Origin of the sequence: uncultured Psychroserpens sp., assembly GCF_947503375.1 — a bacterium.
Classification (GTDB): Bacteria; Bacteroidota; Bacteroidia; order Flavobacteriales; family Flavobacteriaceae; genus Psychroserpens.
Window position 1 is genome coordinate 224702 of record NZ_CANNDQ010000004.1, and the last position, 21531, is coordinate 246232.

20 protein-coding genes are annotated in these 21531 nt (G+C 32.5%); 1 reads left to right on the forward strand and 19 read right to left on the reverse strand.

Features of this window, described 5'->3' with window-relative positions; genetic code table 11:
* Nucleotides 1-2 precede the first annotated feature (2 nt).
* From Q0876_RS08830 to Q0876_RS08920, 19 genes are all read right to left on the reverse strand, one after another.
* Nucleotides 3-752, reverse strand: a complete 750-nt coding sequence (locus Q0876_RS08830) for a methyltransferase domain-containing protein (protein ID WP_299226435.1) — start codon at nucleotides 750-752, stop codon at nucleotides 3-5.
* Between the two features lie 53 nt (nucleotides 753-805).
* Nucleotides 806-1705 carry a glycosyltransferase gene (locus Q0876_RS08835; protein WP_299226438.1) on the reverse strand — a complete coding sequence of 300 codons (900 nt, stop codon included), beginning with the start codon at nucleotides 1703-1705 and terminating at the stop codon, nucleotides 806-808.
* Nucleotides 1706-1749: 44 nt separating this feature from the next.
* Nucleotides 1750-2736 (reverse strand): glycosyltransferase, encoded by a 987-nt coding sequence (locus Q0876_RS08840; RefSeq protein WP_299226440.1) that lies wholly within the window; start codon nucleotides 2734-2736, stop codon nucleotides 1750-1752.
* Nucleotides 2726-3760: a glycosyltransferase family 2 protein gene (locus Q0876_RS08845; protein ID WP_299226443.1), complete on the reverse strand. Its 1035-nt coding sequence runs from the start codon at nucleotides 3758-3760 to the stop codon at nucleotides 2726-2728. Before Q0876_RS08845 ends, Q0876_RS08840 begins: the two co-directional genes overlap by 11 nt.
* 44 nt (nucleotides 3761-3804) lie before the next feature.
* Nucleotides 3805-4911 (reverse strand): glycosyltransferase family 4 protein, encoded by a 1107-nt coding sequence (locus Q0876_RS08850; RefSeq protein WP_299226446.1) that lies wholly within the window; start codon nucleotides 4909-4911, stop codon nucleotides 3805-3807.
* Between the two features lies 1 nt (nucleotide 4912).
* Nucleotides 4913-5683, reverse strand: a complete 771-nt coding sequence (locus Q0876_RS08855; RefSeq protein ID WP_299226449.1) for a glycosyltransferase family 2 protein — start codon at nucleotides 5681-5683, stop codon at nucleotides 4913-4915.
* Nucleotides 5684-5696: 13 nt separating this feature from the next.
* Entirely contained in the window at nucleotides 5697-6851 is a 1155-nt protein-coding gene (locus Q0876_RS08860) for a glycosyltransferase family 1 protein (RefSeq protein ID WP_299226451.1), read from the reverse strand.
* Complete coding sequence (locus Q0876_RS08865; RefSeq protein WP_299226454.1) at nucleotides 6830-7723, reverse strand: NAD(P)-dependent oxidoreductase; 894 nt, start codon at nucleotides 7721-7723, stop codon at nucleotides 6830-6832. Before Q0876_RS08865 ends, Q0876_RS08860 begins: the two co-directional genes overlap by 22 nt.
* On the reverse strand, nucleotides 7720-8580 hold the full coding sequence (locus Q0876_RS08870) for a bifunctional 2-polyprenyl-6-hydroxyphenol methylase/3-demethylubiquinol 3-O-methyltransferase UbiG (protein ID WP_299226457.1): 861 nt from the start codon (nucleotides 8578-8580) through the stop codon (nucleotides 7720-7722). Before Q0876_RS08870 ends, Q0876_RS08865 begins: the two co-directional genes overlap by 4 nt.
* A complete protein-coding gene (locus Q0876_RS08875; protein ID WP_299226460.1) occupies nucleotides 8580-9461 on the reverse strand; it encodes a class I SAM-dependent methyltransferase in 882 nt (293 codons plus the stop codon). The genes Q0876_RS08870 and Q0876_RS08875 overlap by 1 nt, the downstream gene beginning before the upstream one ends.
* On the reverse strand, nucleotides 9454-10347 hold the full coding sequence (locus tag Q0876_RS08880; RefSeq protein ID WP_299226463.1) for a sulfotransferase: 894 nt from the start codon (nucleotides 10345-10347) through the stop codon (nucleotides 9454-9456). The genes Q0876_RS08875 and Q0876_RS08880 overlap by 8 nt, the downstream gene beginning before the upstream one ends.
* 39 nt (nucleotides 10348-10386) lie before the next feature.
* The gene (locus Q0876_RS08885) at nucleotides 10387-11166 is read right to left on the reverse strand and encodes a sulfotransferase domain-containing protein (protein WP_299226466.1); all 780 of its coding nucleotides are present in this window, start codon (nucleotides 11164-11166) and stop codon (nucleotides 10387-10389) included.
* A gap of 16 nt (nucleotides 11167-11182) precedes the next feature.
* Complete coding sequence (locus Q0876_RS08890; RefSeq protein WP_299226469.1) at nucleotides 11183-12478, reverse strand: polysaccharide ABC transporter ATP-binding protein; 1296 nt, start codon at nucleotides 12476-12478, stop codon at nucleotides 11183-11185.
* Nucleotides 12479-12480: 2 nt separating this feature from the next.
* Entirely contained in the window at nucleotides 12481-13347 is an 867-nt protein-coding gene (locus tag Q0876_RS08895) for an ABC transporter permease (RefSeq protein WP_299226472.1), read from the reverse strand.
* Nucleotides 13348-13424: 77 nt separating this feature from the next.
* The gene (locus Q0876_RS08900; protein WP_299226475.1) at nucleotides 13425-14405 is read right to left on the reverse strand and encodes an SDR family oxidoreductase; all 981 of its coding nucleotides are present in this window, start codon (nucleotides 14403-14405) and stop codon (nucleotides 13425-13427) included.
* Nucleotides 14405-15697, reverse strand: a complete 1293-nt coding sequence (locus Q0876_RS08905; RefSeq protein WP_299226478.1) for a nucleotide sugar dehydrogenase — start codon at nucleotides 15695-15697, stop codon at nucleotides 14405-14407. Before Q0876_RS08905 ends, Q0876_RS08900 begins: the two co-directional genes overlap by 1 nt.
* Before the next feature lie 3 nt (nucleotides 15698-15700).
* Complete coding sequence (locus Q0876_RS08910; RefSeq protein ID WP_299226481.1) at nucleotides 15701-16288, reverse strand: sugar transferase; 588 nt, start codon at nucleotides 16286-16288, stop codon at nucleotides 15701-15703.
* Nucleotide 16289: 1 nt separating this feature from the next.
* Complete coding sequence (locus Q0876_RS08915; RefSeq protein WP_299226484.1) at nucleotides 16290-18764, reverse strand: tyrosine-protein kinase family protein; 2475 nt, start codon at nucleotides 18762-18764, stop codon at nucleotides 16290-16292.
* Between the two features lies 1 nt (nucleotide 18765).
* Nucleotides 18766-19557: a polysaccharide biosynthesis/export family protein gene (locus Q0876_RS08920; protein ID WP_299226487.1), complete on the reverse strand. Its 792-nt coding sequence runs from the start codon at nucleotides 19555-19557 to the stop codon at nucleotides 18766-18768.
* Nucleotides 19558-19660: 103 nt separating this feature from the next.
* On the opposite strand from Q0876_RS08920, the gene Q0876_RS08925 reads away from it, so the two are divergent.
* Entirely contained in the window at nucleotides 19661-21529 is a 1869-nt protein-coding gene (locus Q0876_RS08925; protein WP_299226490.1) for an ABC-F family ATP-binding cassette domain-containing protein, read from the forward strand.
* The last annotated feature ends 2 nt before the right edge of the window (nucleotides 21530-21531 follow it).

Sequence of the window (21531 nt, forward strand, 5' to 3'; positions counted from 1 at the left end):
TTTTATTTTTTTTCAAAAATTGCCATTATAGAGGAAGAAAAATATTTAGATGGATACTTATTTACCCATTTATTTCCCCATTTTTTAAACACTAGCCGATGTGCCTTATGCAATATTTTCTGAAATAGATTTAATTGTTGATGCACTCCTAATGGAAAATTTCCAAAGTAATTTAAGTATTTCACAGATAAGTCATTTCTATCGGCAAAAGACTGAAAGACCTCTAACTTCATACACTTGAGGTTATGTATTTTCATATTATTATAATCAAGTAAATACTTGTATATTCTAATATAACCTCTCATGTTAGGTATCATTACAAGTAGTTTAGAAGCGTCTTTCATATACGATAAATGTAAGTCTAATATCTCATCGAAATTTTCAAAATGCTCTATAAATCCGTTAGACATTACATAATCATATTTAATAGGTGTTTGAAATGTTGTAAAATCTTCTTGAAGAATTGAATAGTTATTTACATTCATAACCTTGAATGTGTTTTCAATCTGAGATGTGTCAGAATTATAATCTAAGCAGGTTGGTTGAAGTTGGTATTTTTGTGATAAATAGGCTAAATACCTTCCAGGAAAGCCTCCAATTTCTATAATAGTCTTGGTAGCATTTGGCGCTGAGATGAACTGCTCCCAAAACGTATCGTAATAAGAACACACCGTTACAATGTGTTTTACATCAGCATGATTACGACTGTAATAGTCTTCCCAATATTGTCGAGTAGTTAGCTTCTCTTTCACAAAAGTCTATTCTGTATTATGTTTTATAATTTCAATTAAAACTATGCAAATGATTAATATTTTAAAAATAAGTAAATTAATCTACCAAACTCTTTTGGGCTATAGACAAGTACATCAAAAACAAAGCGAAGTTTACATTTTAAACCTGGGCAATGGTTGGTTAGTATTTGATTGATCCGTTGCCATTCAATTTTGTTTATTGTATACTGTTGTTTTTTAGTAAATCTAGAACTTCCCCAAGCTAAAGTTGCTTTGTTTAATTTTCTATATCTAATATATTGTTCAAGAGGTTGTGTGGTAACAATTTTAGAGGTATTATCGTCGTGGAGTCTGACACATGCCAAGACCTCTTTCATTCCATAAAAAGGATAATAGTAAGCTATTCGTCTCCAATATTCCCAATCTTCAAATATGGTAAAATTGGTATTAAATTCACCTACCTTATCAATGACCTCTTTTTTGATCATTGGTGTAATTGCTGATGTTCTGTTTTTAAATATTAAGTTTTCAAAAACATAACCATGATTTCCTTTATGTGTTATTATACGGCCTGTACGTTTTCCATCAGTATTCACATATTCAAAATTACCAGTAACCAGACCTACTTCAGGATGCTTTTTAAATATCTCAATTTGCTTTTCAAGCTTATCCTTTAACCAAAAATCATCATCATCACAGAAAGCAACAAATTCGCCCTTACACTTTGATAGACCAAAATTTCTGGAGCCATTCACTCCTTTCGGAACATGTGATGGACGTTTATGGTATTGAACCCTTGAGTCTTTACCGCAATAAGCTTCCATTACTTCTGTTGTTGCTTGATCATCAGTATCATTAACAACAATACACTCCCAATTTGTGTAGCTTTGTGCGATAATACTATCTAAGGCAATTCCTATAAAATGCGGACGATTGTAGGTGGGTATAATTATAGAAACTAATGGTGCTGACATCTAACGCGTACTTAATGAAAGATCTTTAAAGACAAAAGTATCATTTATTTTCTGTTGCGAGCCCATGATGTGATAAAATCATAATGTTTGATACGTTCACGATGTGAGACTATGATGAGTTTGATTTGTCTAAAATAATTCTTAGCAATTTCCTTTTCATTATAGTTGCCAAAAATGCGTTTATAACTGTGTTTGAAAAAATTCTTTTTTAGCTTAGATCTTAGTAATTTATTTTGATCTGGTCTTATCCCTTTAAGAACACATCTATACGTGTGAATAACAAAATTAGAATATGCCATTGCTGACCTAAGCCTAGATAAGTAATTGAGATTCAATCGGTTTTTGGTCATGTAGTGTTTAAATAACAAACGATCGTCATACCAAATTTTATAACCTAATAATTGTAAGGCATAACAGTATTCTGTATCACCTCCAGAACTCAACGCATTACCTTTTCTACAGCTTAGTATATGTTCAAAACCTACTGCTTTTAACTCTAACCAGTGTGATTTTCTAATGACCATACCAGCACCATAAAGATAGCCTAAACTTTGTGTTACATCTCCATTAACTTCAGATTGCTCTCCTACAGCATAGTAAAACGCAAATCGGTCAAACCACTCTGGAGGATTACTCTCAAAAGCGGCTTCGCTACTACCTCCCAACGCACCAATACTTAAATTTGATTGCATTATATCATAACTCAATTGAACGTAATTAGGATTTAGCCAATTATCATCATCACATACTAAGATATATTCATAAACTGCGTGCTCATAAGCCATATCTTGTGCGTACGATTTTCCAGGAATTGCCTGTTCTAAAGACTTATAACTAATCGCTTTACTTCCGTTGATCTCCCACCATTGATCTGCGAAGTGTTTAGTCCCGTCTGTTGATGCATTATCTACGAGAATTAGTTCACATGGTATACTTAGCTCTTGAGCTGCAATATACTTGAGTGTTTGCTCAAGCAACTTTATACCGTTATAGGTACACAATGCTATGGTTACACCTGGTTTAATTTCCATTTTTATAATTAAAGCTTTCTTTTAAATGTGATGAAGGTATTTGTAATTCTTTAGTAATCTTATCTAACGTTTTATGAAGCACATACTTCTTTATTTTAGTACTCCTTCCTAATAGAATGATTAGATATAGTTTAAGGAATTTGAGCCTACTTCTGCTAAAAAACAAATCATTTTTAATTATCATTTTTAAGGGATAGAACTTTTTTCCATTTAAAACTGGATACTCAATTAATTTCCTGTATATCAATCTCTCAAAAGCCAAAGCGATAGCTTGATTCTCGTTTTTAAAACGCATAGTTCTGGCAATAGATCGTATTGCTAATTCAATAGATTTTAAGTACGTATCACTTTTATACGCGCTAGCAATTCCATCTTTGGTCATATGCCTATAGTAATTATCTGGTTGAGATGTATCGCATTTTATTTGAGGCTGGTTTAGTATCGCTCTACTGTGCATTTCCCAATCTTGCCAAGCGTTTAAGTCTTCATTCCAATTACCACAAGATTGGAAAAATGCTTTTGACCAAGTAACACCATTAGTTTGCCAAGGCATATCTATATTAAAAAAACGAATTAATAATTCTTCATTTGTACTTTCAGGGTCTATTGTATTCCATAATAAATCAGAATCACCAATACAATCAAAAAAAACTGCAGATAGATTAATGAGCATATCTACATCATTATCTAAAAGATTCACTCTGTCTTGAATTGTGTTAGGTAACAATAAATCATCTGAATCTAAGAAAATAATATACTTACCATTACTTAATTCAAACCCATAGTTACGTGCAGCATTACCACCCTTTACTCTATTAGTTGGTCTTTGATAGTAAGTTACTCGAGGGTCTTTTCTTATATATTGATTTACAAGATTACCAGTATGATCTGTACTACCATCATCAATGACAATACATTCCCAATTCTTATAAGTTTGCTGAACTACAGAATCTAAAGTTGCGCCTATATATTGTTCTCGATTATAGGTAGGGATAATGATTGAAACTAATGGTGAATTTGCCAAATTATTATAAAGCGTTATTTCACCACGAATATACAAATAAGCACTTACTCGGCATTTGATACTTTAGATAAAATAGCATATAACTGATCTATATGACGCTGTATATTGAAATATTTCAAGATGTGCGCTTTAGCCTTTCTTCCCATTTCTTTTGCTAAATCAACATCATCTATAACCATAAGCATGTGTTTTGACATGGTATCTACATCATGCTCTTCGCACAATAAACCCGTATCGCCGTGTATGATGACATCTGGTATTCCAGCGTGTATTGTTGCAACTACAGGTAAACCAGCCACACTAGCTTCTAATATTGCTAACGGAGTACCTTCCATATCGCCAGAAATAGCTGTAATTGAGTGTTGCACATAAGCTAATGAATCTGATAGTAATTCTCTATAATCCTTTGGAGAAATAACCCCTAAAAACTGAATATTTTTATCAAGATTAAAATGTTTTACTAAGTTTTTGCAGGTATTTAATAAATCACCTTCTCCAGCAAAAATGAGCTTAGCATCTGAATGCCTTTCAATTACCTTCTTGAAAGCTAGAATGGTATAATATGGTGCTTTTTTATCTGTAAAACGACCAACTGAAACGAATTGTTTCTTATCGAATGAAGGCGTAATACTTTCAAATTCTGGTTGTGGCCCATAAACATTATATACTACTTTTTCTTTCGGACAACCCATATCATAAAGCATCTTCTCCATTACCCTTGAAACCACAATCACTTTTGAAGCCAAATGAAACACTTCTTTGTAATAGTTTGTATTTTCAACTACAGAAGTCATACTCGCATCATAACCATGAAAGTGAACTACGACAGGAATATCTAACTGTTTTAATATTGGTAGTAAATGATGTGCATGTGTTCCATACTCAATCAATAATACATCTATTTGATTCTTATAAATTGAAGATAAGATACGTTGTTCAGCTAACCAAGAATTGGATTTTCTGAATAGGTATTTCTTAATTCTAAAGAGTTTTTGTTCAGGTCTTGAGATTAGTTGATCCTTACCTTCTAATTGCAATCTATGTTTTGATCCAAAATAATAAAAAATTCGACCATTCAAATACGTCTTATGCGCTTGAATAAACGTTTCTGAATAAGGGTTTCTATTAGGTGAAAAGATTGCAATATTCATGTTAGGACTTATTTAATATTTTTTTAATTAGTCTTGAAATACGTGTTTTATTTCTTTTATGAATTAATAACTTAATATAAACATACAAAAATCGCTGTGGTGTATAACGCAATGCAAATTTAAGCGCATGTGGCATTTGAACTGAAAACCCATCAACAATGATACTGGTCTTATTATTTCCATCAAAAACGAAGCAACCTAAAAATGCATCAATTTTAATAGGTTTAAAAAAATAAAACGCATGTAATAAGAACCAATAATCCATAGTATAGTGCTCATTGACTGGAAAGTTGCCAATTCTTTCTTGAACTTTGCGCCTGTACATGTAACTTACTGGATTTAAAGGAAACCTCCCTTTAATAACTGATAAATCTTTCCATGAGACCGTAGCATTAGTACTTTCTTCTATTTGTCCGTGTCTATCTACATGCAAATTTCCAACAACTATATCGGCTTCTGGATGCGCTGTAAAATGATCTATTATAGTTTGAAATGCTTCTGGATAGAAATAGTCATCTGCATTGAGATATACTATAATTTCTCCAGTACTAATAGCAAATGCTTTGTTCATAGCATCAGACTGGCCGTTATCTGGTTCAGAGATCCATTTCAAATGACTGTAACCGTTAAGAATACTTAGAGTCTCATCTGTAGATTGCCCATCAACAATGATATGCTCCCAGTTACTATAGCTTTGCGAAATCACACTTTCAATACTCTTTTTCAAGTATTGACCCGAATTATAACTAGGTGTTAAAACGCTTATTTTCATTTTTGATAAAAGTTTAGGCTAAGGCAATCAAATCATAGAAACGTTGTCCAAATTCTTCGATATTCTTTGAGTAATCAAGCTGCTTTACAATGTAGCTCATTAGATTGAGTTCTTCTAAAATATTAGAGAGTTCAAGCTCATCCTTAGGGTCGAAGAACATTACATTTTCATTAATTTGTTCAACATGCACTTCTAAATTTGACAGTACAATGAGCTTATTTAAGGCTTTTGCATCTTCTACAACAGTACTCCAACCTTCAAACAATGATGGTTGTATGATTGCAATTGCATGCTTCATCATACACAATTGTTCGGTTCTAGAAATGAATCCAAGAAAACGAATATGGGTTTCTATATCATTCTTAAACACAAAATTCTTCAACTGCTTAAAATTATCTACATTTCTATAGTCATTTTCTTTTCCAGACATAGCTATATTAATTTTCAAGCCACGATCACTTAATCGTTTAATAGCTTTTAAAACTATAATATGATTTTTATGTGCCCAAAATTGATTTGGCACAAAAAAGTAGTGGTTTGTAAGTTCATATTTTTCTTTTAATTCATCGATATTTTCATGGGAAAAATCTGGCAACGTAACTGCAAATGGTAATACATAGCGTCTTGATTTAGACTGAGGATACAATCGATCAAAGTCTTGTTTTGCATTCTCGCTACTAAAAACAACGATATCACTTTTGGTAAGTATATTTTTCTGGTAATCTTTTCTATTCTTAATATCAATAGCAGAAAAAAATTGAGGTAAATGATCTTCTTGAAAATCTGGAATCCAATTGATGCTTTTTAAATTTTTAAATAACCCATTGATTTGTTTAGGATATAACATGTCAATCTTAGGAAGCCCTTTAGGTGTCTTTACGATAAGATGTTTTAGTTTTAATATGCGGCAAGCTTTATTGATTGCTCTTTCTACAATGGAATATCTAGGAGGTGAAAATGGAAATGGAACATACTCCAAATATGGATAATTTGTTTCTGACTTCAAGTATTCGAAATTAGCTATAGATTCGGTAAGAATAACCAGTTCAGGCTGTAATGATTCAGGTATTGTTTTAAGTGCTTGCACAATGTTTAATATATAGTAGGAACCTGCTATCCATTCTTCGTTATAAGAGAATACTAATCCTACTCGTTTTCTCTGAGCCATTGTACGTATGAGTTTAATCCAGTTTCTAAATCAATTGTTGTTTTGTAACCAAACGACTTTAACTTTGAGATATCTGCTACCCAATTATTAGGGTCTCCTTCTCTAGCTTCACCTTTAAACGAAATGCTTATTTCTGGCTTAAAATATTTGTAGAATAAAGACACTGCGTCAGGTATGAGAACTTCATTTCCATTTGACACATTAATGGTATCGTTTAAAAAAGATGCTTTTTCAATTACAAGGTCAATAGCTTTAACAAGGTCTTTAACATGAATAAAGTCTCTAGATTCTTTACCTGTTCCGAATAATTTTACTTTATTTTCATTGCTTCCTTTCTTGTAAAGATCCCAAAACAGTTGTTTTTTCAGACCTTCACCATAGGCTGAAAAAATACGTAAGTTACAAGTCTTTAAGTTGTAGTTTTCATAAAATGAACCACATATATCCTCTGCCATTTTCTTATGCTTTCCGTATGGAGAAATAGGCTGTAAAGGGTGCATATTGTCAATTGGCAAGTAATTAGGATTACCATAAACAGCTGCGCTTGAAAGGTTGATGTATTTACAATCAGAATTGTACTTTCTAATTGCATCTAATTGTTTGAATACATTAACCGTATTTAATACAAAATCGCGCTGAGGGTTTTTAATAGAATCTGGCACACTTGCAGCACCAGAACAATTGATACAAACATCAAATTTTTGAAGTTGGAATAACTCGCTATAATCTGCATTTGTGGCATCTACTTGGTAATAGTTTGACGTTGTATAATCTACAACTACATCACTTTGCCATACCTGATGATTTTTTGAAAAAAAATCTGTGGCATGGGATCCTATAAAGCCTTTAGAACCAATAATGACTATCTTCATTTTTTTATTGAAATATAAGAATACATCCTACCTGGTATGTGTTTTTCATTTAGACTTTCAAAGCTGCTAAACTTTTTATACAACAACCAAACTAATGGTATTTTAGCAAATACACCAATTTTATGTGCTAGTTTTTTCTTTTGAGAATAGGTATTCTGTTGTGCTAAGCGTTGTAGATCTTCTTTTTTAGTAGGAAAATAATTGATCACGCTATCGTAATATTTCAGCTCCTTTTTTACCTCAGCCCCAGCTAGTTCAATAGCGTTTTTGTAGATTTCTGACGTAAACGCATTCTCACCTCCATAAAATTTATGTAAAGGATGTTCTTTTAAGAACCAATCTTTATCTTTTTGGTTATAAATGACATGATCTCTTACACAAAGTAGTAGTCCTTTTGGCTTTAAAACACGTACACACTCTTTAATGAACTTTTCAATATCATTTGCATGGTGCATCGCTTGTCTTATATAAACGATATCGAAACTATTAGAATCAAATTTGATATTCTCAGCAAAATCTTCATGAATTTCGATGTTATTTAATTTATAATTTTTTTTTAAAATTCGAATAGCGCCTGAACCTACAGTATTACTAGTATCTGGCTCTACTGCTGTTACATGGTAATTATTAAGCGCAAAATTTATGCTGCTGATTCCGTTTCCACAGCCAATATCTAATATGCGTTTTCCTTTAGGTTGGTAAGACTTTATAATTCTTAATGTTTCGAAAAATTCATCACTTTTACCAAAATTTTCAACATTGAATACCAAATCCTCATGAAAATATGCTTGTTCAACCAAAGCTTCGAACTCAGGTTTTTTTCTAATATATTGTATAGTCTCTTCCCAAGTTTTCATTAGTTTTTTATAAACTTTAGGCAAGCAACACTTCTACAATGCGCTGCATTATCATCTAATTTTCCTTTTCCTGTATGAGGGTTGTAGGATACACTGTTTTTCAAGTCATTTTGATTGGCAATAATCCATCCATCTTCTTTATATAAGAAAAACCTACAGTCATAAGTCCCAATACCATCAAATAACGTTAGTAGTTTATTGAGCATTTCTTCGTCAAATTGTTGAAAAAAACCATGATGTTCAAATTTCCCATAAGGGAATGTAATTAACAATTCTCCTTTATTCTTCAACGTTCTTAGCATTTCTTGAACTGCAACTAAATAAGAATATGATTTTTTAGTATCATCATTGTGATGATTGATATCATAACCATAAATTGAATTATCCATATCAATGTGTTCAATTGTAGATTGTGATACTATGGTATCAAAATAGTTATCCCTAAAAGGTAGTGCTCTTAAATCACCATAGATATATGAAATTCCTTTATTAAAAAAGCAATTATCCTCAGGTGCATAAGTAAAAATTGTTAGCTTTTTATTTTTAATTTTAGGATGGTTTACTACAAAGTCAAAGTTAAATGTAGAGCCTGCATCTAACAATTGTTGCTGTTCATGAGATAGATTTGAAAAGATCCATGGGTATTCAACTATACGCTCATCTATTCTATAACCATAGCCAGTTGGTAAATCCCCTTTTTTTAATTCTTTCAAAAAATTTGTATCAGATATAGACTCGTTTATTTTGAATGTTTTGTATTCTTTATAACCTCGTGACCATGGAATCATTCCATTAGATATAAAATGTTCTTTCGTATCAATTTCATGTTTACTTGTAAAACCTAAGCGTTTATATATTTCTTTGAGTTTCTTTTTAATCATACCATTTTTTGTAAAAATCAATACCTGTAAGCTGGGTTAGTTTTTGTACATCTTCTTTGTAATTATCACGCAACTTAAGCTTAGTATCCTCATTAATTTTTTTAGGCTTTTTTTTAGTGATATTTTTAGACATTATGGTGTTAATCAACTGTTTAACTCTAGGGTTAATACCGTATCTACTAAGGTACAGTTTTCTAAGCCAATATTGTAATAAAACAGATTTTACTCGATTAGATTCATTAGTTTTTAACTCTGAGATATCATGTGTTTTATCAATTTTTAAAAACTCAAAAATACGCGTTAATGATCTTATCTGGTTTTTATTAAAATTATCATATTCTATAACTAACACATTAGCTTTCCCAAAAAAGTCATAAAAGCGTTTGACCTGTTCATAGTATTTTCCAGAATTAAAATAATGGTAATTTTTTCGAAAACGATGTAACAGTTGATGTTTAGGCTTTTTGTCTTGAAACAGTAATTTCTCTTGTTCTAACGCTTTTTCAAACGAATTTTGGTATTCATAACCATGCATTATCATCCAATTATATAAAGAATATGCTCTTTCTACAGGATTTCTTAACATGATAATGATTTTAGCATTTGGTACTTCCTGTTTGATCCAATCAGCACTTTCATTGGAAGTTAGATATACATGACAGACTTCTCCTATTAATTGATCAGGTTCAGCATTTTTAAAGAAAGATAAGTACTCTGATTTAGATGAAACACCATACTGATTAGAATAATAACCTAATTCTTTAGCTTCAATGGTATCTGTAACAAAAACATCTGGATGCTTCTGAAAGTACTTCCATAGTGCTGTTGTACCTGATTTTGCAGCACCTACAACAAAAAAATCAGGTTGTCTCATGAGCGCTGCCATTAAGGTTAATTATGATCTTTATCTCAATATACATCGTAATCAACATCTAGTTTTGAAATATTTTTTTAATAGATCCTCATGCGTTTTATTGAATAATCTTAAATCTTCATCAGAAATAATACGCGTATTAGATTTATTGTCTTCTGATCTTACAAAAGTACCTGTGTTGAAATTATTAGCTTTTTTCATCAATTGCCAGTCTGCTCTTTTTTCTAGCATTCGCATATGGTCTAAAGAAGTAAACGCTACTACATTTTCTAGTTCGTCTTGCGTTCTTGATAGCTCTAAAAATTTACATATACGCTCTATTTCTTGAAGTTTATTAGATTTTAAGTCTTCGTAGTTAACCCATAAAATATCTGCTTGATAAGGATTAGACTCCCATGCCTTAATATGGTTAGCCCAAGTTGTGTTTAAAATCTTTTCTTTTCCTGTAAACAAATCTTTTAAAGGCACTGGCTTTCCCATATTTTCCATCATACGATGGTATGATAGTAAGGCTTCACTACCATCTCTAATGATATAAATTACTTTTTTATAATTAGGCCTTGGTAATTCATGGGATTTGAAAAAGCAACGATCATTAAACCTAAAATAATGACTGTTAGCATAAATATCTGGGACGACAAGGTTTATCATACTCCTACTAGCTTCAGCATTAAAACCATATACCAAATGCGCCATAATGTGCTGCATCAATGTATTTCCAGACTTAGGAAAACCTACAACAAAAACATCAGTATCTTTTACAGCGTGTATATTAGTTAATCCTCCAGGAAACTTAGGCGTTTGGGCATCATCAAAAGAGAGCCACTTCATTAATCTATTTTTGATTCTATTTATCATGAGCTAGTTTGGTGACATTCCACTCTAAATTTGGTGCGGTTATCCCTGGAAAAACGGTATTCGTTATTGAGCCACTTGGTGTTAACTTCTCTATCTGAAAATCTAAAACATAGCTTGATGGGAATAAGACCTCAATCCCTGGTACTCCAGCATTGATTGCAATTTTAAATTGCCCTTTATTGAAAAAATCTTTAGGTAAACGGACACTTGTTCTGTAATTACCTGCTTTTTTATCGGTCTCATCAGAACTATGAGAACTTGTTGTAAAAACAATGATATCTTCGTTCTTTGAAAGCACTTTTAAATTGATACGGATATCATTGAATGTTTTATCTAATACATATTCTACAACTACTGTAATATACTCATCAGATAAAAAGAGACTTTGATTTTCATTATTTGAATTGAATAACTTAACCGATTTCAATGAAAAGCCATTCTGTAAATCCTCTTCCTTATGTGTGTAAATACCTGTTGATGATAATTTAGAATTTTCCTTTTGAAGATAATAGTCTACAGCTTCATCTGTACTGCCTTCAAATACAGTTTCGCCATGCTCTAGCACAATAGCTCTAGTACATAAATTACGTACTGCTGCCATATTATGACTTACAAATAAAACCGTTCGACCATCGCCTCTACTTATGTCTTGCATTTTACCAATAGCTTTTTTTTGAAATTCAGCATCACCAACTGCTAACACTTCATCAACCACTAAAATGTCTGGCTCTAAATGCGCTGCCACTGCAAACGCTAATCTTACGCGCATACCACTACTGTAGCGCTTTACAGGTGTATCTATATAACCTAAACATCCTGAAAACTCTATAATCTCTTCCTCTTTTTTACTAATTTCAGATTTGGTCATACCTAAAATAGCACCATTGAGATAAATGTTTTCTCTACCAGTTAATTCTGGATGAAACCCCGTTCCCACTTCTAACAAAGAAGCAATTCGTCCTTTGGTTTTGATCTCTCCTGTAGTTGGGCTTGTTACACGCGATAATAATTTAAGCAATGTAGACTTTCCTGCACCATTCTTACCAATAATACCTAAAACATCTCCTTTATTGACTTCAAAATTGATATTCTGTAATGCCCAAACATAATTAGCGCTAGAATTAGACGATCGGTCGTTTGCTTCTCCTATTTTAAGAAATGGATCTTCTTTGCCAAGTAGTTTATAACACCAACGTTTGAGATCGTCAGCAATAGTTCCTGTACCAACAAGACCTAGCCTGTACTGTTTACTTATATTTTCAGCCTTAAGAATAATATTAGACATAACTAAACGGTATCTATGAACGTTTTTTCAGTTTTATTAAAGATAATCAATCCTAAAATAAATAGAATAATACTAATTCCTAAGGTATAAAGAAAGCCTATCAAATTGAATTCGCCAATACCTAGCAACATGTGCCTAAACCCTTCGATCACCTGTGTCAATGGATTATATTCTACTAAAGTTGCTACCATTTCAGGAAACTTCTTCTTGGCTTCTGAAACTGGATAAGGAACTGCAGACATATACATTAGCAACTGTAATGCGAAACCTACTAAAACTGTAATATCTCGATATTTAGTTGTTAGAGAAGATATGATCATACCAACGCCTAAACCTAATAAAGCCATTACAATTATATATACAGGAAATAGCCATAATGTTGAACTGGGTTGAATATCTTTTCCAATACTAACATAATAGATATAAAAACCTACAAATATAACTACCTGAATACTAAATTTAAGCAAATTGGAAATGATTATAGATATAGGCATGATCACTCTCGGGAAATAAACTTTTCCAAAAATATTTGCATTCTTCTTAAAAGTACTACTGGTACCTGACAAGCATTGTTTGAAATAGTTCCAGGCCGTAATTCCTGCTAAATTAAATAATAATGGTGGAATTCCTTCTGTTTTAATTGCACCAAGATTGTTAAACACCAAAGTGAATACTACTGATGTGAAAAGGGGCTGAATCAAATACCACAACGGACCCAATATGGTCTGTTTATATAAAGTTGTAATATCTCTCTTAACAAAAAGAATTAGTAGATCTTTATACCGCCAAATCTCTTTAAAATTGAGGTCTATCAACTTCCGCTTAGAAGAAATGGTATAAAGCCATTGGTCTTTTTGGTCGGTATTCAAAATGATTATTAGATTAAGTTTCGGCTAATATACTAAATGCATACAGGAGTATAAAATATAGAAACTTTTATTAATGACTATTTACCAAAATGATCCCAAGTAATATCTAAACCTTCTTTTACTGTATATTCTGGTTGATAACCTAGTAATTTATTCGCCTTTGAGATATCTGCTAAAGAATCTCTCACATCACCTTGTCGTGGAGGCCCATAAATAGCATCAACAGAAGAGTTAGCAGCATCTTTTAACGATTGCCATAAAAAATTAATACTAATTCGCTCTCCACAAGCAATATTAAAGACTTCATTTTTAGCCACTTCAGAAGCAAAGAACCCTCTAATATTAGCTTGCACAGCGTTGTCTACAAATGTAAAATCTCTAGTTTGTTCACCATCTCCATTTATTTTTGGAGATGCATTGTCTTTTATAGCTTGCATAAACAAAGGAATAACAGCGGCATACGCACCATCAGGACTTTGTTTAGGTCCAAACACGTTAAAATAACGGAGACCAATCACATCGGTATTATAGGTTTTACCAAATACATCAGCGTAAAGTTCATTTACGTATTTAGTGACAGCATAAGGTGATATCGGTTTTCCTATAACAGCTTCGACTTTAGGTAGGGCTTTACTATCACCATATGTAGAGCTAGAAGCTGCGTAAACCATTCGCTTTACTGTTTTTGAGTCTTTAAGCGCTACCATCATATTTAAGAATCCTGAAACGTTGACTGTATTAGACGTTATTGGGTCATTTATTGAACGCGGCACAGAACCTAGAGCTGCTTGATGTGACACATAATCAATACCATCCATAGCATCAATACAAGTTTGTAAATCTCTAATATCACCTTCAATCAATTCAAATGAAGGATGATTATGAAATTCTAGCAAGTTTTTGCGATGGCCATTTGAGAAATCATCTAGAACACGAACTTTTTTAGCCTCATATTTTAAAAGGTATTCGACAATGTTTGAACCAATAAATCCACCGCCTCCAGTAATTAAGAAAGACAATTTACTTAAATCTTGTGTATGGTATTTAGTATCGTACATTATAACCTTGCGTCTACACTTTGTTTTGGAAGTAATGATTTTACATCAAAAATAACACCTATATCTGATTTTAAACTTTGAATATCTAATTCTAAAAATTCATTATGTGAAACGGCTAGTACAATTGCATCGTAATCTGATTTTAATTGCGAAGTGTCATCTAATAAATCAAAATTGTATTCGTGCTTGACTTCTTCTGTTGAAGCCCAAGGATCAAACACATCTACATTTGTATTATACGTTTCAAACTCTCTTATAATATCTATAACTCTGGAGTTTCTAATATCTGGACAGTTTTCTTTAAATGTTATCCCTAAAACCAAAACATTGGAGTTTTTTATTCTAGCTCCTTTTTGAATCATCATCTTAACAGTTTCTTGAGCTACATAAGCTCCCATACTGTCATTCATCTTACGTCCTGCCAATATAATTTCTGGATTGTAACCTGACTCAATCGCTTTTTGAGCTAAATAGTATGGATCAACTCCTATGCAATGACCTCCAACTAGTCCTGGGGTAAACTTAATAAAGTTCCATTTTGTTCCAGCAGCTTCAAGAACTGCTTTGGTATCAATATTTAACAATCTGAATATTTTAGATAGTTCATTCACAAAAGCTATATTAATATCACGTTGCGAGTTCTCTATTACCTTAGCTGCTTCAGCAACCTTGATAGATGGTGCACAATGCGTTCCTGCAGTTATAACACTCTTGTAAAGGTCATCAACAATTTTTGCAATCTCTGGGGTAGAACCTGAAGTTACTTTCAGAATTTTAGTAACTGTATGCTTTTTATCTCCTGGATTAATCCGTTCGGGAGAGTATCCAGCATAAAAATCTTCATTAAACTTTAAACCAGAATGTTGTTCTAAAATCGGCACACAAATATCTTCTGTAACACCAGGATATACAGTAGATTCATAAATAACAATATCATTATGCTTTAATACCTTACCTACACTTTCACTAGCTTTTTCTAAAGGTGTAAACACGGGACGTTTTAATTCATCTGTTGGTGTAGGCACTGTAACAATGTAAATATTCGTAGCCTTTATATCTTCTAAATCATTTGTTATAAACAAACCCGTTTTCGAATTTGAATCTGTGGTCAAAACAGATTCTAAATGCGCATCCTCTACTTCTAAAGTTTTATCTAAACCATTTTTAAGTTCAGTTATACGTTTTTCGTTGATATCAAAACCAACTACAAAGTATTTTTTAGCAAACTCTACCGCAAGAGGCAATCCAACATAACCGAGACCAAGAATTGTTATTTTATGTGTTGTGCTCATTATTTATTTACTAATCGATTTTAAAATAAAGTCCAAATCTAAAGAAAAACTATAATTCTGAATGTATTTTTTATTGATTTCGACCTTATCAGGCCAAATAATCGTTCTATTGTAATTTTCAGGGTCGTCTTGCTGTGATAAGATCATCTCTTCGTCTTTATATTTAATTGTTGCTGGACCTGTAATGCCAGGTTTGACTATTAAAATAAGTTTATCATCTCCAATAAGTTTATCAGCAAAACCTTGAATATCTGGTCGTGGACCAACAAAACTCATATTGCCAATTAAGACATTAAAAATTTGCGGTAGTTCATCTAATTTAAAACGTCTTAGAAATTTACCAAATGTCGTGGCACTTAGATCTAAATGCCCAAGAACATGTGTTTCTTTTTTTAAAGTTCTAATTTTATAGATATCGAATAGCCTACCATGTTGGCCAACTCGCTTTTGTAAAAACAATCCATATTGCCTAGTATCTATTGTGGCGATAATAACCAAAATCAGTATCGGTATAATCAAAAAAGGCAAGAGCAACATGGCTAATATAACATCAAAAACCCGTTTTAGTATAAGTTGGTTTTTTGTTATCACTTTAGAGGCGCTTTAGAAAACGCTTTATGCGTTTCCAAATAGAATTATTTTCTTTTTCGTGATAAGCATTTCCATAAACACCATAGCCATAACCATAGCCATAACCGTAACCATAACCGTAATTATGATTGGTTTTATGTTTATAGAAATTGAGTACGAAACTAATATTTTTAACCTCTCCCGTTCTGTACTTTGCATTTATAAGTGCTAACATCCCTTTTTTAGTATAATCGAGACGTACCATAAATATAGTTGCATCAGCATATTGTGTTAACTCTAATGCATCTGTCACCAAGCCTAAAGGCGGTGTATCTAATACAATCATATCATAAGTTGAACGAAGATAGTCCATTAATGTCTTCATGTTATTAGACATCAATAATTCTGAAGGATTAGGAGGTACAGGTCCAGATGATACGATATCGAGATTTTCAATATGTGATTTGAACGTTACACTTTGAATATCAGTTTCTCCAATTAAATAATTAACAACGCCTTGATCGTTGGTGGTATTAAAATCACCGAAAATCTTAGGTTTCCGCAAATCTAAGCCTAACAATATCGTCTTCTTACCTGAAAGCGCATATACGGTTGCTATGTTTATTGAACTGAATGTTTTTCCTTCACCACTTACCGATGATGTGATCATGAGTGTACGGCCTTTGCCATCCTCCTTTTTTTGCTTTTTGTAGATGAACTGAAGACTTGACCTAATTGATCTAAAAGATTCGGCTACTGCTGACTTAGGCTTTTCATATACTACTAAGTTGTTTTTATAATTGTATTTACCTACCACACCTAGTATTGGTATTTTTGAAAGGTTCTCTACTTCGTCTGATCCATGTATAGTAGTGTCTAATAAAAATATAACAAAGATTAGTAGCATTGGAATGAAGAAGCCCATCATCAAACCCATCATATAATTCAACACTTTATTGGGTCCTATCGGTGCATCACCTATGTCTTTAGCTTCATCTATAACAGTTATATCAGAAACGTTTGCGGCTTTAACAATAGCAGCTTCACTTCGTTTGGCCAAATAGATATCGTATGCCTCTTGGCTAATATCCATTTTTCTTTGAATTTTAAGATATTTTTGTTGATCCTCAGGCAAGTCGCCTAGTTTAGCTTCTAAAATTGCAATATTTCTATTAACCTCATATAATTGTTGATTGATAGTTGCTTTGGTGGCATCAATGGTCTTAAGTAAGACATTCTTTTCAGCATCAATACGTCTATCGAGATCTTTAAACGCAATTGAACCTTCTTTTTGTGTGTACTCTAAACTTTGTCGCTCAACAGCTAATCCAATTATTTTTTTGACACTAGAAATAATATTATTCTCTGTAATACCAACAGATGTTGGTGCAGCAATTTTTTGATAGTCTTCAACGTTGTTCAAATAACTTTCAAGAGAGTTTAAATAATTAAGTTTAGAATTCTCTGCATCTTTTATCAAATCAAAATTTCTCAGCTTACTTGAGAGCTCAGTCATTTCTTGATTCACATTGAATACTTTATTTTCTTTACGAAATTTATTCATTTCGTCAGTTATATCTTTTAACTCATTATTTACTTGATACAAACTGCTATCAATAAACTTAATTGTATTGGTAGCGTAGAGATTTTTTCGCTCAAGCTCTGTCCTACTCAAAATTGCAGCAGTAGCGTTCAAATAGTCTGTGATTTTGGCTTTGTTGGTTCCTGATAATATCAGTCTTAAAACAGAAGAAGACGCTGTAGCACTTGGCTTAATTTGTATGGTTTTTTGATAACTTCTTACTACATGATCAAAATTCTTAAACTGTAAAAAGAATTCTTGATTAGGTGTTACCAATTTTTTCCCTCTTAGCTTAATCACACCATTGAGAAAGGGAAGGTTAATTGTCTCACCAAATCGGTATTTTTTCTTAAATTCTCCCGCAGGCATTTTTACAAAATACTCTTCTTTATCGATATAGCGCTGTACTTTTCCTCTGTTACCAAAAGTGCCAAAAATTTCATATTCACTATTATTCAACATTCTTATGCCAATGAGTGTACCCAATAATTGTCCTTTACTCTTATTGATCTCAAACTCAAAAGGTGCCTGTTTGTAGATATCTATTTTATTATATTTCCCCTCGGTCAAATAGTTTAAGTAAAAATCTAACGAGTCTACAACTTTCTCATTATGAGTCCTTGTTTTAACGGTCGTCATTATTTTTCCTACTTTTCCAGATACGCCTCCCCAATTAAAGGAGATACTTGTGTTAGCAGTAAAAAAAGGGTTTTGATCATTCTCAACAGATATAAGTGACTCTAACCTATATACACTAGTCTTTCTTACATTGATATAATAAGCAATCAACAAAGCCATTCCAACACATACGAAAACAAATTTCCAAAGATTAAGTGCTTTGAATATGTAGCCTTTAAAGTCAAAGGTGACTTTACCAGATTCTACAATGTCTTCATATTCTTCGTCGTGAGCCATACTATCTATTAATTAATAAAACTGTTGTAGTAATGATTCCTAAAACAGAAACAATGGTTTGTAAAGTCTCTCTTCCTGTAGTTCCAACTCCCCAAGTTTTTTGTTTTACTGGTTTAACGTATATGATATCATTAGGCTGAATGTAGTAATATGGAGAGTTCATTACATTTCTATCTGTTAAATCTAATGTATGAATTTGTTGCCCTTGAGGATATTGTCGTATAATTTGCACCTCACGTTTATTGCCTGTTAATGGAATATCTCCTGCATTTGCTACTGCTTCAAAAATATTCACGCGATCTTTGAAAATAATACGTGTTCCTGGGTTATTCACTTCTCCACTAGCGGTATAGCTCAATCCAGCTAATTTTACCGTAACGAATATATTGGCAGCTTCCTTAAATTGTTCTTCCAGCAATTTAGCTTCAATCATTTGTTCAATCTCTTCGGTGGTGTATCCTAAAACATTGACCTTACCTAAAGTTGGTATTCTAATATTTCCATGTACATCAACTGTAAATCCGTCAAAATAGGCACGCTCTGCACTATCTGCATTAAGGTTCTCTTCTCCTGCAGGATTCAAAATAGAAACTGTTTCTTGATCTAAGGCTTTAACTCTAACATTCAATATGTCATTTATCTGAACACGATATGGCTTTTGCTGCTCAATCATCACTTGTGTAGAATCTGTAGCAGCCTCTTTGTTTTGAAGATAAACAATATCCTTGTGAGGAATGCATGAGGTTGAAAACACACATAACATCAATCCCAATAGCAGTAACATTCTATTCATACCAAAGTTGCTTGTTGCTCCACAAATATAGGTTATCACTATTAATATCAAAACTATTCTCTGTTTTTTTGAGTAATATCACTTTCTTTGTAAAAAAATTGATTTGAACTACCTTACTGTTGAAAATATTTCTAAATCTTATGGAGAAGTTGAACTTTTCTCAGACCTCTCTTTTAGTATTCATAAGGATGATAAAATTGCTTTCGTAGCAAAAAACGGAAGTGGAAAAACATCTATACTTAACATTTTATCTGGAGCAGACACTCCAGATTCTGGTCAAGTGATTATGAGGAATGGATTACGCATCTCATTTTTATCACAATCTCCAAATTTTGACAGGTATCAAACGATTAGTGATGCCATTTTTAATTCTGAATCACCTCAATTAAAAATTATTGAAGCTTATGAAAAGGCACTTCAAAATCCTGAAAACACTGAAACTTATCAGAAGGCCTTTGAGCAAATGGACATTCATAATGCGTGGGAATTTGAACTTCAGTTCAAACAAATTCTATCTCAACTAAAATTAGACGACCTTAATCAAGAGATCAGTAGCATGTCTGGCGGACAGGTGAAGCGTCTAGCTTTAGCACAAGCACTTATTAGTAATCCAGATGTATTAGTTCTTGATGAACCAACAAACCATTTAGATTTAGAAATGATTGAATGGTTAGAGCATTACTTCACTAAGGCGCAATTTACCTTATTCATGGTAACTCACGATCGCTATTTTTTAGAACGTGTTTGTAATGAAATTATCGAACTAGACCACGGAAAACTTTACACCTATAAAGGCAATTATTCTTATTATTTAGAGCAGAAAGAGGCAAGAATTCAGCTCGAACAGGTAGAAACAGGAAAAGCAAAACAACTCTTTAAAAAAGAGCTCGAGTGGATGCGTCGTCAACCAAAAGCTAGAACAACAAAATCAAAATCACGAATTGACGATTTTTCAGATATAAAAAAACGTGCACACCAGCGTAGGAAAGACCATAAAATTCAACTTGAAATCAACATGGAACGCTTAGGCAGTAAGATCGTTGAGTTCCATAAAGTATCTAAATCATTCAAAGACAAAATTATTTTAGATAAATTCGAATATGTGTTTAAACGTGGTGAACGTATTGGTATTATAGGAAAAAATGGTACAGGTAAATCTACATTTTTGAATATGCTCACTAATACTGTACAGCCAGATTCTGGTAAAATCATCGTTGGTGACACTGTAAAATTTGGCTATTATACACAAGGTGGTATAGAGGTAAAGCCTGATCAAAAAGTAATTGATGTGATCAAAGATTTTGGTGAATTCATTCCGCTAACTAAAGGCAGACAAATTAGTGCTAAACAATTGCTAGAACGTTTTTTGTTTGACGGAAAAAAACAACACGACTTTGTAGAGAAATTAAGTGGTGGTGAACAAAAGCGATTATACCTTTGTACTGTTTTAATTCAAAACCCCAATTTTTTAATTTTAGATGAGCCAACTAATGATCTAGATATTGTTACACTAAATATCCTTGAAGATTTTCTACTTGATTTTCCTGGCTGTCTTATAGTCGTTTCCCATGATCGTTATTTTATGGATAAAATTGTTGATCATCTTTTCGTTTTCAAAGGTGAAGGTAAAGTACAAGATTTTCCAGGTAACTATTCAGACTATCGTCAATATGAATTATCAGTGTCTTCAGAACCAAAATCTGAAAAAATAGAGTCTTCAACTTCGAATAATAATGAAGCTAAAAACAAGGCTCAAAAACTATCTTATAACGAACAAAAGGAATATAAAAACCTAGAGAGTAAAATACGCTCACTTGAACTTGACAAAAAAGGTATCGAAGAACAATTCAACGATGTGTCATTATCGCAGGATAAAATAAATGAACTATCTGAGCAACTTCAATTAATCATCGATGCTATTGAAAAAAAAGAGCGTCGTTGGTTTGAATTAGCCGAAAAGTTTGAGTCTTAACT

Coding starts and splice junctions, on each gene's coding strand:
- Q0876_RS08885 (WP_299226466.1), bottom strand. CDS start 11,166: ATGAAGTGGCTCTCTTTTGATGATGCCCAAACGCCTAAGTTTCCTGGA.
- Q0876_RS08865 (WP_299226454.1), bottom strand. CDS start 7,723: ATGAAGATAGTCATTATTGGTTCTAAAGGCTTTATAGGATCCCATGCC.
- Q0876_RS08890 (WP_299226469.1), bottom strand. CDS start 12,478: ATGTCTAATATTATTCTTAAGGCTGAAAATATAAGTAAACAGTACAGG.
- Q0876_RS08855 (WP_299226449.1), bottom strand. CDS start 5,683: ATGAAAATAAGCGTTTTAACACCTAGTTATAATTCGGGTCAATACTTG.
- Q0876_RS08875 (WP_299226460.1), bottom strand. CDS start 9,461: ATGATTAAAAAGAAACTCAAAGAAATATATAAACGCTTAGGTTTTACA.
- Q0876_RS08835 (WP_299226438.1), bottom strand. CDS start 1,705: ATGTCAGCACCATTAGTTTCTATAATTATACCCACCTACAATCGTCCG.
- Q0876_RS08920 (WP_299226487.1), bottom strand. CDS start 19,557: ATGAATAGAATGTTACTGCTATTGGGATTGATGTTATGTGTGTTTTCA.
- Q0876_RS08880 (WP_299226463.1), bottom strand. CDS start 10,347: ATGGCAGCGCTCATGAGACAACCTGATTTTTTTGTTGTAGGTGCTGCA.
- Q0876_RS08900 (WP_299226475.1), bottom strand. CDS start 14,405: ATGTACGATACTAAATACCATACACAAGATTTAAGTAAATTGTCTTTC.
- Q0876_RS08840 (WP_299226440.1), bottom strand. CDS start 2,736: ATGGAAATTAAACCAGGTGTAACCATAGCATTGTGTACCTATAACGGT.
- Q0876_RS08915 (WP_299226484.1), bottom strand. CDS start 18,764: ATGGCTCACGACGAAGAATATGAAGACATTGTAGAATCTGGTAAAGTC.
- Q0876_RS08870 (WP_299226457.1), bottom strand. CDS start 8,580: ATGAAAACTTGGGAAGAGACTATACAATATATTAGAAAAAAACCTGAG.
- Q0876_RS08850 (WP_299226446.1), bottom strand. CDS start 4,911: ATGAATATTGCAATCTTTTCACCTAATAGAAACCCTTATTCAGAAACG.
- Q0876_RS08905 (WP_299226478.1), bottom strand. CDS start 15,697: ATGAGCACAACACATAAAATAACAATTCTTGGTCTCGGTTATGTTGGA.
- Q0876_RS08860 (WP_299226451.1), bottom strand. CDS start 6,851: ATGGCTCAGAGAAAACGAGTAGGATTAGTATTCTCTTATAACGAAGAA.